General features: G+C 72.4%; 19 protein-coding genes. 14 read left to right on the top strand and 5 right to left on the bottom strand.

Annotated elements, in window-relative coordinates:
• Window positions 1-88 precede the first annotated feature (88 nt).
• From ACZ6R9_RS09730 to ACZ6R9_RS09700, 7 genes are all read left to right on the top strand, one after another.
• On the top strand, window positions 89-526 hold the full coding sequence (locus tag ACZ6R9_RS09730; RefSeq protein ID WP_465537503.1) for an SCO4402 family protein: 438 nt from the start codon (window positions 89-91) through the stop codon (window positions 524-526).
• A gap of 113 nt (window positions 527-639) precedes the next feature.
• Entirely contained in the window at window positions 640-1,503 is an 864-nt protein-coding gene (gene purU, locus ACZ6R9_RS09725; protein WP_465537501.1) for a formyltetrahydrofolate deformylase, read from the top strand.
• A 347-nt stretch (window positions 1,504-1,850) separates the two neighbouring features.
• Complete coding sequence (locus tag ACZ6R9_RS09720; protein ID WP_380479410.1) at window positions 1,851-2,303, top strand: ATP-binding protein; 453 nt, start codon at window positions 1,851-1,853, stop codon at window positions 2,301-2,303.
• A 381-nt stretch (window positions 2,304-2,684) separates the two neighbouring features.
• Window positions 2,685-3,953, top strand: a complete 1,269-nt coding sequence (locus ACZ6R9_RS09715) for an MFS transporter (RefSeq protein ID WP_465537499.1) — start codon at window positions 2,685-2,687, stop codon at window positions 3,951-3,953.
• Window positions 3,954-4,027: 74 nt separating this feature from the next.
• Window positions 4,028-5,323: an MFS transporter gene (locus ACZ6R9_RS09710; protein WP_380479414.1), complete on the top strand. Its 1,296-nt coding sequence runs from the start codon at window positions 4,028-4,030 to the stop codon at window positions 5,321-5,323.
• 74 nt (window positions 5,324-5,397) lie between these two features.
• Entirely contained in the window at window positions 5,398-5,727 is a 330-nt protein-coding gene (locus ACZ6R9_RS09705; RefSeq protein ID WP_380479416.1) for a DUF4229 domain-containing protein, read from the top strand.
• 5 nt (window positions 5,728-5,732) lie between these two features.
• Window positions 5,733-6,743 (top strand): LacI family DNA-binding transcriptional regulator, encoded by a 1,011-nt coding sequence (locus tag ACZ6R9_RS09700; RefSeq protein ID WP_380479418.1) that lies wholly within the window; start codon window positions 5,733-5,735, stop codon window positions 6,741-6,743.
• 6 nt (window positions 6,744-6,749) lie between these two features.
• On the opposite strand, the gene ACZ6R9_RS09695 is transcribed toward ACZ6R9_RS09700, so the two are convergent.
• Complete coding sequence (locus ACZ6R9_RS09695; RefSeq protein WP_380479420.1) at window positions 6,750-7,184, bottom strand: GNAT family N-acetyltransferase; 435 nt, start codon at window positions 7,182-7,184, stop codon at window positions 6,750-6,752.
• A gap of 48 nt (window positions 7,185-7,232) precedes the next feature.
• Window positions 7,233-8,420: an MFS transporter gene (locus tag ACZ6R9_RS09690; protein ID WP_465537494.1), complete on the bottom strand. Its 1,188-nt coding sequence runs from the start codon at window positions 8,418-8,420 to the stop codon at window positions 7,233-7,235.
• 431 nt (window positions 8,421-8,851) lie between these two features.
• Here ACZ6R9_RS09690 and ACZ6R9_RS09685 point away from each other — a divergent pair, with 431 nt between their 5' ends.
• Window positions 8,852-10,168: a dicarboxylate/amino acid:cation symporter gene (locus ACZ6R9_RS09685; RefSeq protein WP_380479425.1), complete on the top strand. Its 1,317-nt coding sequence runs from the start codon at window positions 8,852-8,854 to the stop codon at window positions 10,166-10,168.
• 209 nt (window positions 10,169-10,377) lie between these two features.
• On the opposite strand, the gene ACZ6R9_RS09680 is transcribed toward ACZ6R9_RS09685, so the two are convergent.
• The 3 genes from ACZ6R9_RS09680 to ACZ6R9_RS09670 form a co-directional block, all read right to left on the bottom strand.
• The gene (locus ACZ6R9_RS09680) at window positions 10,378-10,929 is read right to left on the bottom strand and encodes a DUF1707 SHOCT-like domain-containing protein (RefSeq protein WP_465537493.1); all 552 of its coding nucleotides are present in this window, start codon (window positions 10,927-10,929) and stop codon (window positions 10,378-10,380) included.
• Window positions 10,926-11,957 (bottom strand): bile acid:sodium symporter family protein, encoded by a 1,032-nt coding sequence (locus ACZ6R9_RS09675; protein WP_465537492.1) that lies wholly within the window; start codon window positions 11,955-11,957, stop codon window positions 10,926-10,928. The genes ACZ6R9_RS09680 and ACZ6R9_RS09675 overlap by 4 nt, the downstream gene beginning before the upstream one ends.
• Before the next feature lie 223 nt (window positions 11,958-12,180).
• Complete coding sequence (locus ACZ6R9_RS09670; protein ID WP_043915662.1) at window positions 12,181-12,384, bottom strand: cold-shock protein; 204 nt, start codon at window positions 12,382-12,384, stop codon at window positions 12,181-12,183.
• 376 nt (window positions 12,385-12,760) lie between these two features.
• Between ACZ6R9_RS09670 and ACZ6R9_RS09665 the strand changes: the two genes are divergently transcribed.
• The 6 genes from ACZ6R9_RS09665 to ACZ6R9_RS09640 all read left to right on the top strand — a co-directional run bounded on the left by ACZ6R9_RS09665 (window position 12,761) and on the right by ACZ6R9_RS09640 (window position 18,554).
• Entirely contained in the window at window positions 12,761-13,660 is a 900-nt protein-coding gene (locus ACZ6R9_RS09665) for a menaquinone biosynthetic enzyme MqnA/MqnD family protein (RefSeq protein WP_380479431.1), read from the top strand.
• 97 nt (window positions 13,661-13,757) lie between these two features.
• Window positions 13,758-15,245, top strand: coding sequence for a serine/threonine-protein kinase (locus ACZ6R9_RS09660; RefSeq protein WP_465537491.1), 1,488 nt, complete (start codon window positions 13,758-13,760; stop codon window positions 15,243-15,245).
• Between the two features lie 78 nt (window positions 15,246-15,323).
• Entirely contained in the window at window positions 15,324-16,532 is a 1,209-nt protein-coding gene (gene mqnC, locus ACZ6R9_RS09655) for a cyclic dehypoxanthinyl futalosine synthase (protein WP_380479436.1), read from the top strand.
• Between the two features lie 7 nt (window positions 16,533-16,539).
• Window positions 16,540-17,139 (top strand): imidazolonepropionase-like domain-containing protein, encoded by a 600-nt coding sequence (locus ACZ6R9_RS09650; protein WP_465537489.1) that lies wholly within the window; start codon window positions 16,540-16,542, stop codon window positions 17,137-17,139.
• Window positions 17,140-17,245: 106 nt separating this feature from the next.
• The gene (locus ACZ6R9_RS09645) at window positions 17,246-17,815 is read left to right on the top strand and encodes a hypothetical protein (protein WP_380479442.1); all 570 of its coding nucleotides are present in this window, start codon (window positions 17,246-17,248) and stop codon (window positions 17,813-17,815) included.
• 43 nt (window positions 17,816-17,858) lie between these two features.
• Window positions 17,859-18,554, top strand: coding sequence for a demethylmenaquinone methyltransferase (locus ACZ6R9_RS09640; RefSeq protein ID WP_380479444.1), 696 nt, complete (start codon window positions 17,859-17,861; stop codon window positions 18,552-18,554).
• Window positions 18,555-18,575: the final 21 nt, after the last annotated feature.

Raw genomic sequence — 18,575 nt, 5'->3', positions numbered from 1 at the left:
ATCTCCCGTGTCCGACAGCGTGGATTCTCCGTACCGTTCTGCCCGAAACTCTTCTCGAACGGGCGGCCGCTCCAGCACGATGGGCGTCATGCCCCTGACTGACCTGCCTTGGTGGCGCTGGCGCGCCCGGATCCGTTCGGCGTTGCACATGCTCTCCGACCCCGGCTTCCAGCAGTCGGCCTGGCTGGACGGACAGGGCGACTACGGGGATCCCGGCGACGCGGTGTACCGGCTGGTCGAGGACAGCTGGCTGGATCGCTGGTCGGCGGAGAAGTACGTGGGTTCGGTGTTCCGGGATTCCGCGGAGGCGGTCGCGGTGGACGCGGCGGTGCTGCGGGTGCTGCGGATCGTGCACCAGGTCGGCGAGGACGCCCCGGCGGCCGTCTACCTCGGGCACCCGGACTGGCCGGAGGCGGTGCGGGCGGCGCGTGAGGCGCACTATCGGCTGGCCGTCAACGACGGTACGGATCCGGACCTGCCGCCGTCCACGCCGGCCGAGGTGCGGCAACTGACCGCGCACCGCTGAGCGGTGGGGGTGCCGCGCGGTCTCGGGTGGCGGGCGGTGGCCGCGCGGCGGGCGGATTTGTGCCAGGCTGGGCGATCCGTCCGCACCAGAGCCGAGAAACGGGACCCCGCGACATGGAAGAGACTGCCCACTCCCAGTACGCTCTCACGCTGTCCTGTCCCGACAAGCAGGGCATCGTGCACGCGGTCTCCAGCTATCTGTTCATGACGGGCTGCAACATCATCGACAGCCAGCAGTTCGGCGACGCCGGTACCGGGCTGTTCTTCATGCGGGTGCACTTCACGGCCGAGCAGCCGGTGACGGCGGAGAAGCTGCGGGCGTCGTTCGCGGCGGTCGGCGCCTCGTTCCGGATGGACTGGCAGATCCACGAGTCCGCGGAGCGGATGCGGGTGCTGCTGCTGGTCTCGAAGTTCGGGCACTGCCTGAACGACCTGCTGTTCCGGACCCGGATCGGGGCGCTGCCGGTGGACATCGTCGGTGTGGTGTCCAACCACACCGACTTCCGGGCGCTGACCGAGTCCTACGGTGTCCCGTTCCACTACGTACCGGTCACCAAGGACACCAAGGCGCAGGCCGAGCAGCAGCTGCTCGACCTGGTCGAGCGGGAGCGGGTCGAACTGGTGGTGCTGGCCCGCTACATGCAGGTGCTGTCGGACGGGCTGTGCAAGGAACTGTCCGGCCGGGTGATCAACATCCACCACTCGTTCCTGCCGAGCTTCAAGGGCGCGCGCCCCTACCACCAGGCGCACGCCCGGGGCGTGAAGCTGATCGGTGCGACCGCGCACTACGTCACCGCCGACCTGGACGAGGGCCCGATCATCGAGCAGGAGGTCGCCCGGGTCACCCACGACGTGACGCCGGAGCAGCTGGTGGCGCTCGGCCGGGACGTCGAGTGCCAGGCGCTGGCCCGCGCGGTGAAGTGGCACAGCGAGCGGCGGGTGCTGCTGAACGGCACCCGGACCGTGGTGTTCGCCTGACGACATGCCCGGCGTTCGAGGAGCGCTGGACATTTGTAGGAAGGGTGGTTCGCTCGTGGCGGCCCGGTGGTGACGGGGCGTGGGGAGTACGGTCGGGGTTACCCGCGGCGGCGGTGCCGCCGACCGGTCGTGCGAACCCCGGCAGGGTGAGCGGGACAGTATGCACCGAGACATCCCCCGAACGCTGGAATATGCCCGAAGCGCTTGCTGCGACCTGGTCCCGGAATCATTCTGGGGCGTATTCGTGTCGATGCCATGGGCAGTACGGATCGGCGGCCTCCGTGAGGCGCGGCCGACCGGACCGGCGGGATCAAGCGGGCCGAATACCGAGTGCGGGTGGTGGAACGGTGCAGGTACTTCAGGTACAGCTGGCGGTCCAGGCGGACCCGGCGGAGGTCTCACGGGCCCGGCGCTGGGTGCGCGCCCGGTTGGAGGCCGGGGGGCTCGACCCGGACTCGCCGGTCGCCGAGACACTGGTGCTGGTGGTCTCCGAACTGGTCACCAACGCGGTGGTGCACACCGGCTGTCCGGCGGTGCTGCGCCTGTTGATGCCGGCCGGCCCGGACGCCCCGCCGGGGGTCCGGGTGGAGGTCGCGGACGCCAGCTGCGCCGCCCCCGCCCCCCGGCACGCCGGGGCCGACGCGGAGGCCACCAACGGGCGCGGCCTGGAGCTGGTGGAGCTGCTGTGCGAGCGCTGGGGCTGGTACCCGGACGGCTCAGGCAAGCGGGTGTGGTGCGAGATCGGCCCGGTGGCCGCGGTGTCCGAGCGGGCGGAGCAGCCGGTCGTCACGGCGCGCTGAACGCCTGACGGCGGGTCCGGGCGCGCCACGCGTGCGCTCTCCGCGCTCCCGGTGATCCATCTGAATTTCGGACAACCCATTGACGTGACGTATCCGACTGATCACTCTTGGGTGCGGCGTTCCGTTGCGAGGGGACGCCGAGGGAGCCCGGGCGGTGCCGACACTCAGGGGGTCGTTGGCCGCATCCGCCCGGAACCTCGGCGAGATCGGGACGCCGGGCGTCACGGCTTCAGGGCCCGGACGCAGACCCGGACGACAGCCCGCCGTGCCGTGCTCGGGGCGCGCGCGGCGAGCTGTCGTCCGGTCAGTTGCCGCTCGGACGCCGCATCGTGATCCAAAAGCACTGGAAACCGGCGGTGGTCTACACCAAAACTGTGGGTCGTGACCGCACCAGAACTCGACGCCGCCCCCACCCTGCGCGTCAGTACCCCCACCGGGCCCGCCATCTGGTCGGGCAATTTCCGGCTCTACTTCACCGCCCGCTCGGCCGGCCTGCTGAGCGACGCGATGCTCCCCGTGGCCGTCACCACCGGACTCCTCACCACCGGCCACTCGCCCTCCACGGTCGGCTACGCGATGGCCTTCCTGCTCGCCCCGTTCGCCGGCCTGGTGCTGGTCGGCGGCGTCCTCGCGGACCGGTTCACCGCCCGCCGGCTGATGATCTTCGCCGACCTGCTCAACCTCACCACCCGGGTGCTGCTCGCGGTGCTGTTCTTCCGCGGCATCGACGAGATCTGGCAGCTGTACCTGCTGCTCGCGCTGGCCGGCACCGCCGCCGCCATGTTCCAGCCCGGCGCCGCCTCCACCGTCCCGCTGGTGGCCCGCGACGTGCAGGGCGCCAACGGCATCCTGCGCATCTCCGAGGCGCTCACCACCCTGGCCGGGCCGCCGCTGGCCGGCCTGCTCGCCGCCGCCTCCACCGGCTGGGTGATGGTCATCGCCGGCCTGATGTACGCGATCAGCGCCGGCTCGCTGCTGGCCCTGCGGCTCGGCCCCGTCCCCGCCCCGCCGCCCGGCGACAGCCTGTGGCGGAACCTGGTCGAGGGCTGGCACGAATTCCGCTCCCGCAGCTGGATGTGGGGCGTCATCCTGATCTGGATGATCTTCACGGTGCTCTCCTGGGGCCCGCTCACCCCGCTGCTCGGCTCGCTGATGGTGCCCGCTCACGGCGCCACCGTGTTCGGCATCCTGAACGGCATGTTCGGCGCCGGCACCGTGATCGGCGGCCTGATCGCGATCCGGCTCAAGCCCGCCCGCCCGCTCGCGGCCGGCGCGCTCGCCCTCCTGGTCTTCCCGCTCCAGCAGTTCGCGCTCGCCTTCGACCTGCCCTGGCCGGCCATCGGCACGGCCCAGCTGATCTCCGGCATCGGCATCAGCTTCTGGGGCGTCATGTGGGCCACCAGCGTGCAGACCCAGGTGCCGGGCGAGGTGCTCAACCGCATCCACGCGTACGAAGTGGCCGGCTCCGTCTGCATGTTCCCGCTCGGTTCCGCCCTGGCCGGACCCGCCATGCAGGCCTTCGGCGCACAGCACGTCCTGGTGGTCGGCGGCGTGGTCACCGTGCTGACCGCCGCCGCGCTGCTGCTCAGCCCGCCCATCCGCGGCCTGCGCCGGGTCCCCGACGCCGGACCGGTCGCCGGCGGCCACTGACGCGTCAGGATCTCGACGGGAGATGGCAGCAAACCCCGTCGTGGCGGCGGGGCCCGGAACCGCAGACTCGGCGGGTGAACGAACTCACCACCACACCCGTCGCCGACCCGGCCCCGCCACGGCCCGCCCCGCGCCTGCACTACGGCTGGATCGTCGCCGCCGTCTCGCTGGTCGTCCTGGTCGGCTCCGCCGGATTCCGCTCCGCGCCCGGCCTGATGATGGACGCCCTGCACAACGAGTTCGGCTGGTCGCACGCCACCATCTCCAGCGCCGTCTCCGTCAACCTCACCCTCTACGGCCTCACCGCCCCCTTCGCGGCCGCCCTGATGGACCGCTTCGGCGTCCGCCTGGTGGTGGTCTGCGCGCTGCTGACGATCTCGGTCGGCGCCGGGCTCACCGTCCTGATGACCGCGGCCTGGCAACTGATCCTCTGCTGGGGCGTCCTGGTCGGCCTCGGCAGCGGCTCGATGGCGGGCGCGTTCGCCACCACCATCTCCGGACGCTGGTTCCAGGCCAGGCAGGGCCTGGTCACCGGCGTGCTCACCGCCGCCGGCGCGGCGGGCAACCTGATCTTCATGCCGGTACTGGCCGCGTTGGTCGAACACCAGGGCTGGCGGACCGCGGTGGTGGTCATCTCGCTCGCCGCCACTGCCGTCGCCGTCCCCGTCCTGGTGCTGATGCGCGAACGCCCCGCGGATCTCGGCCTGCTGCCGTACGGGGCCACCGAGGCGCCCGCACCGCCGGTGGTCGACGGCTCGGCGATCGCCCGCTCGCTGCGGGTGCTGCGCGAGGCCACCCGCAGCCGGGCGTTCTGGCTGCTCGCGGCGTCCTTCGCGATCTGCGGTGCGACCACCGCCGGTCTGGTCGGTACCCACTTCATCCCCGCCGCCCACGACCACGGCATGCCCGTCACCACCGGGGCCTCGCTGCTCGCCCTGATCGGGATCTTCGACGTGGTCGGGACGATTGCCAGCGGGTGGTTCACCGACCGGTTCGACTCGACCCGGCTGCTGATTGCCTACTACGGTCTGCGGGGTCTGTCGCTGGTGCTGCTGCCCTCGCTGTTCGGGGAGAGCCTGCGGCCGCCGATACTCGCCTTCGTCGTCTTCTACGGCCTCGACTGGGTGGCGACCGTGCCGCCGACCGTTGCGCTGTGCCGCCGGTACTTCGGGGCGGATGCGCCGATCGTTTTCGGGTGGGTGCTGGCGGCGCACCAGATCGGCGCGGCGATGGTGGCCGGGTTGGCGGGCCTGGCCCGCGACAGCTTCGGGAACTACGACGCGACCTGGTACGCGGCGGGCGGGCTGTGTGCGGTGGCGGTGGGGTGCTGCGTGCTCCTGCGGGGCTCCCCTGGAACCTCGAGGGTGTGAGGTCGTGCTTCACTGGGAGGGCCATTACCCCCTCGCGCTTCCCGGCGCGACCCGGCAGTGAAGGACGATCCCCGGTGAGCAGCAAGATCAACGCGACGCTCCGCTACACCTCGCTGCGGGCGAGCATCTTTCTGGCGTGCTTGCTGGTGGGGCTGCTGCTGGCGCATTTCGGGGTGGTTCCGGTGGTCGGCGACCTCGGGCTGATCCTGCTGGTCGCCATGGCGATGGTGGCCTCGTCGGCGATCAGTTATGTGGTGCTGAGCAAGCAGCGGGACGAGATGTCGGCGCAGATCGCCAACCGGATCGAGAGCCGCAAGGCCCGTTCGGTCGCCCGGGACGCTGCCGAGGACGACGCGGACGAAGCGGCCCGGGCCGCTGCCGCCCGGCAGGCGCAGGCCGGCTGACGGGCGTGTCGGACTCGGGGTCCGGCGAGGGGGCGCGGCGGCGGCCGACCGGGCGGGACGTGGCCCGGCTGGCGGGGGTGTCGCAGGCGACGGTCTCGCTGGTGTTCTCCGGCAGCGCCGGGCACCGGGTCTCGGACGCCACCCGGCAGCGGATCACCGATGCTGCCCGGGAGCTGGGCTATCGCCCGCAGGCGGCCGGCCGGCAGTTGCGGTTGGGCCGCAGCGGGATGGTGCTGCTGGCGGTGCCGAACCTGCTCGGTCCGTTCTTCGGCCGGGTGCTGACCGGTGTGCACGAGGAGGCGGCCCGGCACGGCCTCTCGGTGGTGGTCTCCAGCGGTTGGGACGCGGCGACGCTCGCCGAGGCCGCCGCCGCGGGCCGTTTCGACGGTCTGCTGATCTGTTCCCCGGACGACAAGCAACTCGGCGCTCTGCCCGCCGACACCGCGGCGGTGTTCCTGGACGCCGACCCGGCGGCCAACCCCGGCCGTCCCACCGTCGAGCTGGACCTGACCGCGGGCATGCGGGCCGCCGTCGATCACCTGGCGGCGCTGGGCCACCGGCGGATCGGCTACCTGCGGTCGGTGCACTCCGCGTACACCTTCCGGGTCCGGCAGGCGGCGTTCGCGGCGGCGGCCGCGGAGTTGGCCGTGCAGGAGCGGGCGGTCAGTCTGAACGAGGGCAGCCGGGAGGCGGCGCGGGCGGCCCGGGAGCTGCTGGCCGGGCCGGACCGGCCGCGTGCCGTGGTGTGCGACGACGACGTGGTGGCGTCCGGGCTGTACCAGGCGGCCGACGAGCTGGGGCTGCGGATTCCCGGCGACCTGTCGGTGGTCGGCATGGACAACATTCCGGTCGCGGAGCTGCTCAGCCCGCCGCTGACCACCGTCGATCTGCCGGGGGAGCAGCTCGGCCGGACCGGCCTGGCCACCCTGGTGGCCCTGCTGGGCGGTGAACTGCCGCCGCCGGCCGCCCCGTTGGCGACCTCGCTGGTGGTGCGGCGGTCCACCGCCCCGGCCTGAGCCCGGTCACTGCTCGCCTAGCAGCATCCACTTCTCCGGCAGGGCGAGCGGGGCGAACCCGACCTTGGCGTACACCTCGTGGGCGTCCCGGGTGGCCAGCAGCAGGCGGCGCAGACCGAGTCCGGCCAGCTCGTCGCGGACGGCGGCGGTGAGCGCGGTGCCAAGGCCCAGGCCGCGGGCCGGCGGGGCGATGTACACGTCGCACAGCCAGGCGAAGGTGGCGTGGTCGGTGACCACCCGGGCGTACCCCAGCTGGGTGCCGGTGGCGTCCTCGTACAGGCCGAAGTTGAGCGAGTGCTCGATCGCCCGGTCCTGCTTCTCGCGGGGCCGTCCGAGCGCCCAGTAAGAGTCCTCGGAGAGCCATCGGTGCACCGCCTCCCGGTCGAGGAGTGCCGGATCGGTGGAGACCGTGTAGCCCGCGGGCAGCTGGATGCGCGTCATAGCGCATCCAAGCAGTCCGCGGGCGGGGCGGGCCAGCGGTTTCGGTCCTTAGGCGGCCAGGGCGAGCGGGGCCCGCAGCCGGGAGCGGGTGGCGAGCAGCAGCAGGCCGCCGAGGGCGGAGCCGGCCACGGCGCAGAGCGCGACGGCGTGCAGCGAGGTGTCGACCAGTGCGCCGGAGACCGCGTAGCCGGCCGCGTTGCCGGTGGCGAACAGGGTGATCAGCCAGGCGAACGCCTCGGTGACGGTGCCGGCCGGGGCGAGTTCGGCGACCAGGACGAACGCGGCGGCCAGCAGCGGGGCCAGGCCGAGGCCGGAGAGGAAGGCGAGCGCGGCCATCGGCAGCGGGCCGGGCAGGAGCAGCAGCGGCAGGTAGCCGAGCGCCATGCCGAGGGCGAGCACCCAGGTGCGGGTGGCGGTGTCGGCCTTCCAGGTGGCCGCGCCGTAGCCGAGCGCACCGAGCAGGCCGGCCAGTGCGGCCAGTGCCAGCAGGGTGCCGGCGCCGCCGGGCAGGGCGCCCGGGTGCCGTTCGGCGTAGGCGATGAACAGCACGTTCTGCGCGCCGACCGCCCAGCCGGTGCCGGCCAGGCCGAGCAGCAGCAGGACCAGCCCGGGGGAGCGCAGCGGACCGAGCAGTCCGGCGGACGCGGCGCGCGGCGGGGCCTGCCAGTGGCGGGCGGGGGCGGTGGTGGCGACCACCAGCGAGCCGAGCAGGCCGAGCACGGCGGCCGTCCACAGGGCTGTGGACGGCGAGAACGCGGCGGCGAGCCCGGCGACGGCGAGCGGCCCGGCCACGTACAGCACCTGCTGGGAGGCGGAGTCGAAGGCGTAGGCGGTGTCGAGCTGCTCCTCCTCGACGACGTCGGGCCACAGCGAGCGCAGGCAGGGTTCCAGCGGGGGCATGCACAGGCCGGCGATCGCGGCGCCGAGCGGGGCGGCGACGGGGGAGCCCGGGGCGAGTGCGAGCAGCGCGTAGCCGCCGCCGGCCAGGGTGGCGGAGGCGAGCAGGACGCGGGGCTGGCCGGTGAGGTCGACGATCCGGCCGAGGACGGGGCCGCCGATCGCGGCGGCGATCGCGTACGCGGCGGTGGCCAGGCCGATCCGGCTGTACGGGGTGCCGGCCTCGCGCAGGGCGAGGGCGATCACCAGCGCGGTCATGCCGGCGGGCAGCCGCCCGATCAGGGTGCCGACCAGCAGCCGGGTGACGTACGGGGCGCGGAGCAGTGCGGCGTAGCCCATGGGCGTCCTTCTCGCGGGGTCTCGGTGAAGCCTCAAGTTATACGTATAACTGGAAGGGCGTCAAAGCTGCCCGGTGTGGGGCGTTCGGGCTGATGGTCCGTCAGGGGCGGATGGTTCGGGAACGATCTCAAACAAGTACTTTGAACATCTCAAAGGTTTGTTGCTAATCTACGGGGCATGACCACCGCAGACGCCGCGCGCCAGACCGGGACGAGCACCCCGCTCATGTCCCGCTGCCCGCGTCTGCCCGGCGCCGTGGACGGCCCGTGCCGCTGTCGCTCCGGCGGCTGTATGCGGGCGGCACGCCGCTCCTGACGCGCCGACAGCTCCGCTGTCGGCTCCCCGGGTCTCCCCACCCGGCCCGCGTCCGGCGTGCCGCCGCCTCCGCCCCCCCACCCCGAACCCCCGCACCTCACCGGAGTCGCACACCCATGTCCACCGCGCCCGCGCCCGCGCCCAGCCTGCTGGGACGCATCCGACGCACCCCGTTCTGGGTCCAGATCGTCGGCGGCCTCGTCCTCGGCCTGCTGCTCGGCTGGATCGCCCGGTCCGGCGACATATCGTGGCTGAAGACCACCCTCGACACCGTCGGCAAGACCTTCGTCCAGCTGCTCAAGCTGGCCGTCCCGCCGCTGGTCTTCACCGCGATCATCGTCTCGGTCGCCAACCTGCGGAACGTCACCAACGCCGCCCGGCTGGCCGCCCGCACGCTGTTCTGGTTCCTCGCCACCTCGCTGATCGCGGTCGCCGTCGGCCTCGGCCTCGGCCTGCTCACCGACCCCGGCAAGGGCGCGAACATCTCCACCGCCGGCGTCAAGGGCGTGGAGAAGGGCGGCAGCTGGATCGACTTCCTGACCGGCATCATCCCGACCAACATCGCCGACGCCTTCCTGAAGGTGAACGTCCTCCAGATCGTCTTCCTCGGCGTGGTCGTCGGCGCGGCCATCCTCAAGCTCGGCGACAAGGCCGCCCCGGTCCGCCAGCTCTCCGAGACCGTGCTCGAACTCGTCCAGACCGCGCTGTGGTGGGTCATCCGGCTCGCCCCGCTCGGCACCATCGGCCTGATCGGCAAGGCCGTCGCGCTCTACGGCTGGGACCTGCTCAAGCCCTTCACCACCCTGACCATCGACGTCTACGTCGGCTGCGCGATCGTCATGTTCGGCGTCTACTCGCTGCTGCTGCGCTTCGTCGGCGGCCTCAACCCGCTGAACTTCTTCAAGGGCGCCTGGCCCGCGATCCAGCTGGCCTTCGTCTCCCGCTCCTCCGTCGGCACCCTGCCGGTCACCCGCCGCGTCACCGAGCGCCTCGGCGTTCCGTCCGAGTACGCCTCGTTCGCCGCGCCGTTCGGCGCCACCACCAAAATGGACGGCTGCGCCGCGATCTACCCGTCGCTCGCCGCGATCTTCGTGGCCCAGGTGTACGGCATCGACCTCGGCATCAAGGACTACCTGCTGATCGCCTTCGTCTCGGTGATCGGCTCGGCGGCCACCGCCGGCCTGACCGGCGCGATCGTGATGCTCACCCTGACCCTCTCCACCCTGGGCCTCCCGCTGGAGGGCGTCGGCCTGCTGCTGGCCATCGACCCGATCCTCGACATGATGCGCACCGCCACCAACGTGGCCGGTCAGGTCGTCGTCCCGATCCTGGTCTCGGCCCGCGAGAAGACCCTCGACCTCACCGCCTACAACCGCCCCACCGGTGACCTCCTCGCCGAGGACCACCCGACCGCGGTTCCGGCCGCCGCCTGACGCGGCTTTCTGCCCGACGGCCCGCACCCCTTCTCGGGGGGTGCGGGCCGTCGCTCGTTGGAGTGAGAGCGCTTGGGGTACGGCGGACCGGTCAGTAGCGTGAGGCCGACCGTACGACGGCCCGCATGGAGCGGCTGAATGCCGCCAGCCGGTTCGAGGCGGGCATCAGGGCAGTGCAGCGCGGCCGGCTCTGAGCGGCCCGCCGCCGGTCAGCGGCGGCGGGCGTGGCGGACGCGCAGACGGCCGAAGCCGGAGGTGCCGGTGATGCGGATGTGCGGGCCGCCCGGGGTGGCGTGGCGCGGCGGGCGGTAGCGGGTTCCCTTCCAGCCGCCCTGGACGCCGTCCAGGTCGACGGTGGCGTGGTGCGGGACGGTGATGGTGGCGCGGCCGAAGCCCAGGCCGAGCTCGATGTCGATCACCGGGTGCTCGATGATCGCGTGCGACAGGTCGAGCCGGATCTTGCCGAAGGCGGAGGCGACCTTCAGGAAGCGGGGCACCCGCCAGGCGCCGCGGCGGACGATCCGGCCGCCGCCGGCGGTGAGGGTGGCGGTGTCGGCGGCGGCCGGCCGGTCCGCAGGCAGGTCCGCGGTGACCAGGTCGAGTTCGGCGCGGGTGGTGGCGGTGAGCGCCTGCTGCAGGCGCTGCTCCATCTCCTCGTGGGTGATCCGCTCCTCGGCGTACGCCTGCTGGAGGCGTTCGGCGGCGGTGTCCCGTTCGGCGGCGCCGACCCGGGTCTGCGGGGAGTCGGGCAGTGAAGTCACCCGTGCAGCGTAGTCGCTGACGGTGCGTCAGGGATATGCCGGGCCCAGCGCTGGGCGAGCACGGTGCAGACCATCAGCTGGATCTGGTGGAACAGCATCAGTGGCAGCACCGTCAGCCCGACCGAGCCGGCCGGGAACAGGATGACGGCCAGCGGCAGGCCGTTGGCCAGGGACTTCTTGGAGCCGCAGAACTGGATGGTGATCCGGTCCGGGCGGGAGAAGCCGAGCCGCCGGGAGGCCACGCGGGTGAAGCCGAGGACGGTGGCCAGCAGCACCGACGACAGTGCCACCAGTGCCAGCAGCTGCCCCACCGTGACCCGGCCCCAGATGCCCTCGCGGACGCCCTCGCCGAACGCGCTGTAGACGATCAGCAGGATCGAACCCCGGTCCACCAGCCGCGTCACCAGCCGGTGCCGGACGATCCACGGCCCGACCCAGCGGCGCAGCAGCTGGCCAGCGGCGAACGGGACCAGCAGTTGCAGCACCACGTCCAGCACCTGGCTGCCGTCCACCGTGACGCCCGACGCGCCGGAGAGCAGCCAGGCGGCGAGCAGCGGGGTCAGCACGATGCCCAGCAGGCTGGAGAAGGTCGCGGCGCAGATCGCGGCGGCCACGTTGCCGCCGGCGATCGAGGTGAACGCGATCGAGGACTGCACGGTGGACGGCAGCAGGGTGAGGAACAGGACGCCGGTGAACAGCTCCGGCGGCAGCACCGCGTCGGGCAGCAGCCGGGTGGCCTCGCCGAGCAGCGGGAACAGCACGAAGGTGCAGCCCAGGATCAGCAGGTGCAGCCGCCAGTGCCGGGCGCCGGCCAGCGCCTCCTGCGGGGAGAGCCGGGCGCCGTACAGGAAGAACAGCAGGCCGACGGCGAGGTGCACGGCGCCGGAGACGGTGCTCGCGGCGGCGCCCCGGGCGGGCAGCACGGTGGCCAGCAGGACGGTGCCGAGCAGCAGCAGGAGGTAGGTGTCGATGCCGATCCGGCGCAGCGCGCGGTCGAGGGCCCGGTGGGCGGATCGGAGGTGGTGCATGTCTCGATGATCCCTCCGCCGGGCCGCGGTGCGGGACACAGAGTGGGGGCCGTGCCTTGACGGCCGGGGGATTCTCCGGAAATGCGTCCGGAATGCGGACGGAACGGCCGGCCGGGAAATGCGCGAGGGTAAAAGGCAGGGGGCCCGCCGGTGGGCGGGCCCCCTTGGGGACTTCTACTCATACGGACCCGAGGGGCCGTGAGCGATCAGAAGTGCAGAGATGTCAGATAGCGACGACGTTCTCGGCCTGCGGGCCCTTCGGGCCCTGGGTGACGTCGAAGCTGACCGCCTGGTTCTCCTCCAGCGAGCGGAAGCCGGTCGCGTTGATGGCGGAGTAGTGGACGAAGACGTCGGGGCCGCCGCCCTCCTGGGCGATGAAGCCGAAGCCCTTCTCGGCGTTGAACCACTTGACGGTTCCGGTCGCCATACCGTTCTCCTTGCAAGGGACGTAGTGGACACCACACCTTGTGGCGCCCGGGTCCGCTGCGCTGATCGCCCTGCCTCCGGACGAGCCCGGAGTTTTTCGCACAGTGCTCAATCAATGCTCAATTGATGCCTGATACTGCTGAAAAATTACAAAAAGCCTGCGGTTACATGCTCCGCAGGCTCCAAGTACTGCAAGGGGAATCAAACTGCAACTGGTGTGAACGGTAGCACGCGGTGGCGGCCCCGACCAGGGGCCAAGGACGGTGTCGGAGAGCGTGTCGGAGGGCCCCCGAACGGTGTGTCGGGCACCGGGTGCGGGCCCCTCTGAGCGGCGGGCATACCCTGCCGGGAGAGCACCAACGGCAAGGGAGTACACGGTGAGCAGTCGGGACGCCGAACGGCCGGTGGCCGCGGTCAGGCCGCGGGTCGGACACATTCAGTTCCTCAACTGTCTCCCCCTCTACTGGGGGCTGGCGCGCACGGGGAACCTGCTCGACCTCGACCTCACCAAGGACACCCCGGAGAAGCTGAGCGACCGGCTGGTGGCCGGCGAACTCGACCTCGGCCCGATCACCTGCGTGGAGTACCTGCGCAACGCCGACCGGCTGGTGGTCCTCCCCGACATCGCGGTGGGCAGCGACGGGCCGGTGATGTCCTGCGTGATCGTCAGCAAGCTCCCGTTGGACCAGTTGGGTGGCCGCAGGGTCGCGCTCGGCTCGACCAGCCGCACCTCCGTCCGGCTGGCCCGGCTGCTGCTGGAGGAGCGCGAAGGGGTGCGTCCCGAGTACTTCAGCTGCCCGCCCGACCTGGACGCGATGCTCGCCGAGGCCGACGCCGCCGTGCTGATCGGCGACCCCGCGTTGCGTGCCTCGCTGGAGCAGGCCCCCCGGCGGGGGCTGGCCGTGCACGACCTCGGCGCGATGTGGAAGGAGTGGACCGGCCTGCCCTTCGTCTTCGCGGTCTGGGCCGCCCGCCGCGAGTACGCCGAACGGCATCCGGAGCTGACCGCCGCCGTGCACCGGGCGTTCCTGGAGTCCCGCGACCTCTCGCTGACCGAGGCCGCCAAGGTGGCCGAACAGGCCGCCCGCTGGGAGGAGTTCGACGCGCCGCTGCTGGAGCGGTACTTCAGCGAGGCGCTGGACTTCTCGCTGGGCGAGCGCCAGTTGGCGGGCCTGGCCGAGTTCGCCCGCCGGGTCGCGCACGACAGCGGCTTCGCGCCGGACGTGGCGATCCGGCTGCTGGAACCGGCGGTGGCACAACCTGCCGTGCCCGCCTGAGAATTGGCGCCCCGGACCGCCCGTCATTTTGGGATGATCGGACCGGTTCGGGCGGGGGCGTCGAGGGGCGGCGGCCGGTGCCGGAGGGGGAACGGTCATGGAGCTGCTGACGGCTGACGACCCGTTGACGATCGGCGACCACCGGCTGCTGCGGCGGCTCGGCGCCGGCGGCATGGGGCGGGTGTACCTGGGCCGGACGGCGGGCGGGCGGACCGTGGCGGTCAAGGCCGTCCGCCCCGAACTGGCCGACGACCCGGAGTTCCGGGCCAGGTTCCGCCAGGAGGTGGCCGCCGCCCGCCGGGTCGGCGGCCGGTGGACCGCGCCCGTCCTGGACGCCGACACCGAAGGCCCCCGCCCCTGGGTCGCCACCGGCTACATCGCCGGCCCCTCGCTCGGCGCCGCCGTGCACACCGGCGGCCCGCTGCCGACCGCCTCCGTGCACGCCCTCGGCGCCTGGCTGGCCGAAGCCCTGGAACAGGTGCACGCGCTGGGCCTGGTGCACCGGGACGTCAAACCGTCCAACGTCCTGCTCACCTTGGACGGACCCCGGCTGATCGACTTCGGCGTGGCCCGGGCGCTGGACGCCGCCGCCTCGCTCACCCACAGCGGGTACGTGGTCGGCTCGCCCGGCTTCATGTCGCCCGAGCAGGCCGCCGGTTCGCCGGTCGGACCGGCCGGCGACATCTTCTCGCTGGGCGCCCTGCTCGCCTTCGCCGCCACCGGCACCGCCCCGTTCGGCGAGGGCGTCAGCGCCGCCGTCCTGCTCTACCGGGTGCTCCACGAGGAACCGGAGCTGCGCGGCCTGGACGGAGAGTTGCGCGAGATCGTGACCGCCTGCCTGGCCAAGGACCCGGACCGCCGGCCCACCCCCGCCGAACTGCGCGCCCGGCTCGCCCCCGGCGCCGCCGCCGTCGGCCCCGAGACCTGGCTGCCCGGCCCGCTGGCCGCCGCGGTCGGCCGCGCGGCCGTCGAACTGCTCGACCTGGAGGCCGACGGCGCGCCCGGCGGCGGGCCCGCGATGCCCGCCGTCGCGGATCGGGTGCCCACCGCGCTGGACGGCGGGCCGGACGCCGTGACGAGGGTGGTGACGCCCGGCCGGCGCCGGGTGTGGGAGGCGGTGGCGGCCGGGGCGGTGCTGCTGGGGGCGCTGTACGGCGCTCTGGCCGTGAGCGGGAAGCTGCCCTGGCAGTCCGACAGGGGTTCCGCGCAGGACGCGCGCACCGACGGGAAAACGCTTCCGGACGCGTTCCTCGGCACCTGGAAGGGCACCATCACCACCAAGGTCGTTCCGCTGCCGTCCACCTTCACCGCCACCTTCACCGCCGGGAAGGTCGGTGAGGACGTCGGGCGGACCAGCAACGCCTCGGCGTTCAGCAGTACGGTCTGCCGCGGGGTGCTGACCCTGGTGACCGTCGAGGCCCGGACGATCACCTTGCAGGAGCGGCTGGACGGTCCGCAGTCCGGGTGCGGCGTGGTGTCGGAGAAGCAGACGTACACCGTGCTGGACAACGGCGCGGGCCTGCGCCTGACGGTCACCGGGGCGCAGCTCGGCAGCGACCCGGAAGGGGACCTGCTGAAGCAGTAGCGGGGCTGGGAAGGGGCGGAAATGCCCTGGCGTAGGCTGAGCGGGACGCCCCTTCGACGATGAAAGCAGGCCCGCCAGGTGTCCGAGCAGAACCTTTCCGCCGCCCAGCTGCAGGCCGTTCTGGACCGTGCGGCCGAGGGCGGTCGGATCACCGCCGAAGAGGCGCTGGAGCTGTACCGTTCGGCCCCGCTGCACGCGCTCGGCGCGGCCGCCGACGCGGTGCGCCGGCGGCGGTACGCGGGCGTGGAGCACATCGCCACGTACATCATCGAACGGAACATCAACTACACCAACGTCTGTGTGACGGCGTGCAAGTTCTGCGCGTTCTACGTCCCGCCGAAGAGCGACAAGGGCTGGTCGCGGGAGCTCGACGAGGTGCTGCGCCGCTGCGCGGAGACCGTCGAGCTGGGCGGCACCCAGATCATGTTCCAGGGCGGGCACCACCCCGAGTACGGCGTCGAGTACTACGAGAAGAACTTCTCCGCGATCAAGGAGCGCTTCCCGGAGCTGGTGATCCACTCGCTGGGCGCCTCCGAGGTCGAGCACATGGCGAAGATCTCCGGCGTCTCCATCGAGGAGGCGATCACCCGGATCCACGCGGCCGGCCTGGACTCGTTCGCGGGCGCCGGCGCCGAGCTGCTGCCGGAGCGGCCGCGCAAGGCGATCGCCCCGCTGAAGGAGTCCGGCGAACGCTGGCTGGAGATCATGGAGACCGCGCACCGCCTCGGTGTCGAGTCCACCTCCACCATGCTGATGGGCACCGGCGAGACCAACGCCGAGCGGATCGAGCACCTGCGGATGATCCGCGACGTGCAGGACCGCACCGGCGGCTTCCGGGCCTTCATCCCCTACACCTACCAGCCGCAGAACAACCACCTGAAGGGCTCGACCCAGGCCACGGTGTTCGAGTACCTGCGGATGATCGCCATCGCCCGCCTGTTCCTCGACAACGTCGCCCACATCCAGGGCTCCTGGCTGACCACCGGCAAGGAGGCCGGCCAGCTGTCGCTGCACTACGGCGCGGACGACCTCGGCTCGGTGATGCTGGAGGAGAACGTGGTCTCCGCGGCCGGCGCCAAGCACCGCTCCAACCTGCACGAGCTGATCCACCTGATCCGGACGGCCGGCCGGGTGCCCGCCCAGCGCTCCACCACCTACCAGCACCTGCGCGTCCTCGACGACCCGGCCAACGACCCGGTGGACCCGCGGGTCGCCTCGCACATCGCCTCCACCGCGATCGAGGGCGGGACGGCGCACCCCGAGCTGACCATCCTGGCCACGAACTGACCACTCCGTGCTGACGCTGCATCGGGCCGGTCTGGTGCTGGCCGATCCCACTGCCCCGCCGATCCTGGACGGGGCGGTGCTGGTCGACGGGACGACCGTGGCCGCGATCGGGCCGTTCGCCGAGCTGGCCCAGGGGCCGGCGCGGGTCCGTGAGTGGGGCGGCGTGCTGGTGCCCGGGCTGGTCAACCGGCACGGTCGCTGGCTGCTGGAGAGCGCCTACCATCCGGACCCGCGCGAGGAGTTGGGGGACCGGCCGCTGCTGCCGTCCGGGGAGCTGAGTGAGGAACGGTGGGGCGGGAGTGCCCGTCGTGGGCTCCAGCGGATGCTCGGGTTCGGGGCGACAGCCCTGACGGGCCCGTTCGACCGGCCGTCGGTGCGGACCGCCGTGGCGCGGTCCGGCTTGCACGAGATCGCGGGTGACGGGGCGCCGGGGGAGCTGTCGCCGCTGGCGGGGCAGTCGCCGGCGGCGGCGGTGCACCGGCCGTTGGCGGTGGGTGGGGCGGCGGACTTCGCGGTGTTCGACGCCCGCACCGTCGAGGGTGTGGAGTCGGGGACGAGGTGTCTGGCGACGGTGCTGGGCGGGCGGCTGCTCCACCGCAGGCGGTGAAGCATTTCCCTGGTCGTCGGTCGCAAATCCTGACGCATCGTGACCTGATGGCCCACCAGCGGCTACGATCCCGGTTCAGTACTTCGCCGAGCCAGGAACAGGACGCATGCGACCCGCCACCTCCGATCGTCCGCGGACCAGGTCCGGCCGGGGGTGGTACGTGGGGGCGGTGCTGAGCGCGGTGGTGGCCGTCACGATGTGTCTGCTGGGGTGGCGACAGGCGGACCAGGCGGACCGGATCAACGCGCATCCGGTGCGGGTCGAGGGCACGGTGACCCAACTGCCGGGCGGCAGCGGGACGTACAGCCAGGTGAGTTATCTCGCGGACGGGCGGAAGCTGACCGCCGCGGACCTGTGGCTGCCGGAGGACGCGAAGCTCGGCGATTCGATCTGCCTGGAGCGGGCGGCGGACGACGCGGGTGCGGTGCGGGTGTGCGGGAAGCGCTATCCGCAGCCGGTGGGTGTCGGGTTGGCGCAGACGAGTGTGCCGGTGGCGGTGCTGCTGTGCCTGCTGTGCCTGTACCGGATCCGGCGGCTGAAGCGGGCGTACCCGGCGGACGGGCGGGGCGAGGCGGCCGGGTTCACGGTGGCGTTCGCGGCGGAGGGGATGCCCGCGTTGACCCAGGGCAAGCGCTCGCGTCGGCGCCGCAAGGGGGGCCGCCGCGCGCTGCGGTGAGCCCGGGTGACGGTCGTCCGGGGGCTGGGTTAAGAATGGGGGCGTGACCCGAGCCCATCTGGACAAGCAGCCGCACGATGTCGCCGCCATGTTCGACGACGTCGCGGCCAAGTACGACCGCACCAACGACGTGCTCTCGCTGGGCCAGGCCCGGCTGTGGCGCCGCGCGGTGGCCGATGCGGTGGAGGCCGTGGCGGGCCAGCGCATCCTGGACCTCGGTGCGGGCACCGGTACCTCCTCGCTGCCGTTCCTGGAGGCCGGTGCGGACGTCGTGCCGTGCGACTTCTCGATCGGGATGCTGACCGAGGGCAAGAGCCGCCACCCCGAACTGGCGCTGACCGCGGGCGACGCGACCCGGCTGCCGTTCGCGGACGAGTCGTTCGACGCGGTGACGATCTCCTTCGCGCTGCGCAACGTGCAGGACCACCAGGGCGCGATGCGCGAGATGCTCCGGGTCACCAAGCCCGGTGGCAAGCTGGTGATCTGCGAGTTCTCCACCCCGACCTGGACGCCGTTCCGCACCGTGTACACCGAGTACCTGATGCGGGCGCTGCCGCCGGTGGCCACCAAGGTGTCCTCGAACCCGGAGGCGTACGTCTACCTCGCCGAGTCGATCCGGTCCTGGCCCGACCAGCCGTCGCTGGCCGCCGAGTTGCAGCAGGTCGGCTGGACGAAGGTGGCCTGGCGCAACCTGACCGGCGGCATCGTGGCCCTCCACCGCGGCTTCAAGGCCCCGTAGACTGCGAGGGTTCGGCGCTCC

The sequence above is a fragment of the Kitasatospora sp. NPDC048662 genome (assembly GCF_055587065.1).
The sequence above is the reverse complement of the archived record's forward strand: the minus strand, read 5'-3'. Positions and strand labels throughout refer to the sequence as shown.

What these genes read in the sequence shown, in the direction of transcription:
- ACZ6R9_RS09675 (WP_465537492.1), bottom strand. Translation starts at nt 11,957, where the DNA reads ATGCACCACCTCCGATCCGCCCACCGGGCCCTCGACCGCGCGCTGCGC.
- ACZ6R9_RS09685 (WP_380479425.1), top strand. Translation starts at nt 8,852, where the DNA reads ATGTCCACCGCGCCCGCGCCCGCGCCCAGCCTGCTGGGACGCATCCGA.
- ACZ6R9_RS09670 (WP_043915662.1), bottom strand. Translation starts at nt 12,384, where the DNA reads ATGGCGACCGGAACCGTCAAGTGGTTCAACGCCGAGAAGGGCTTCGGC.
- purU (WP_465537501.1), top strand. Translation starts at nt 640, where the DNA reads ATGGAAGAGACTGCCCACTCCCAGTACGCTCTCACGCTGTCCTGTCCC.
- ACZ6R9_RS09695 (WP_380479420.1), bottom strand. Translation starts at nt 7,184, where the DNA reads ATGACGCGCATCCAGCTGCCCGCGGGCTACACGGTCTCCACCGATCCG.
- ACZ6R9_RS09730 (WP_465537503.1), top strand. Translation starts at nt 89, where the DNA reads ATGCCCCTGACTGACCTGCCTTGGTGGCGCTGGCGCGCCCGGATCCGT.
- ACZ6R9_RS09660 (WP_465537491.1), top strand. Translation starts at nt 13,758, where the DNA reads ATGGAGCTGCTGACGGCTGACGACCCGTTGACGATCGGCGACCACCGG.
- ACZ6R9_RS09645 (WP_380479442.1), top strand. Translation starts at nt 17,246, where the DNA reads ATGCGACCCGCCACCTCCGATCGTCCGCGGACCAGGTCCGGCCGGGGG.
- ACZ6R9_RS09690 (WP_465537494.1), bottom strand. Translation starts at nt 8,420, where the DNA reads ATGGGCTACGCCGCACTGCTCCGCGCCCCGTACGTCACCCGGCTGCTG.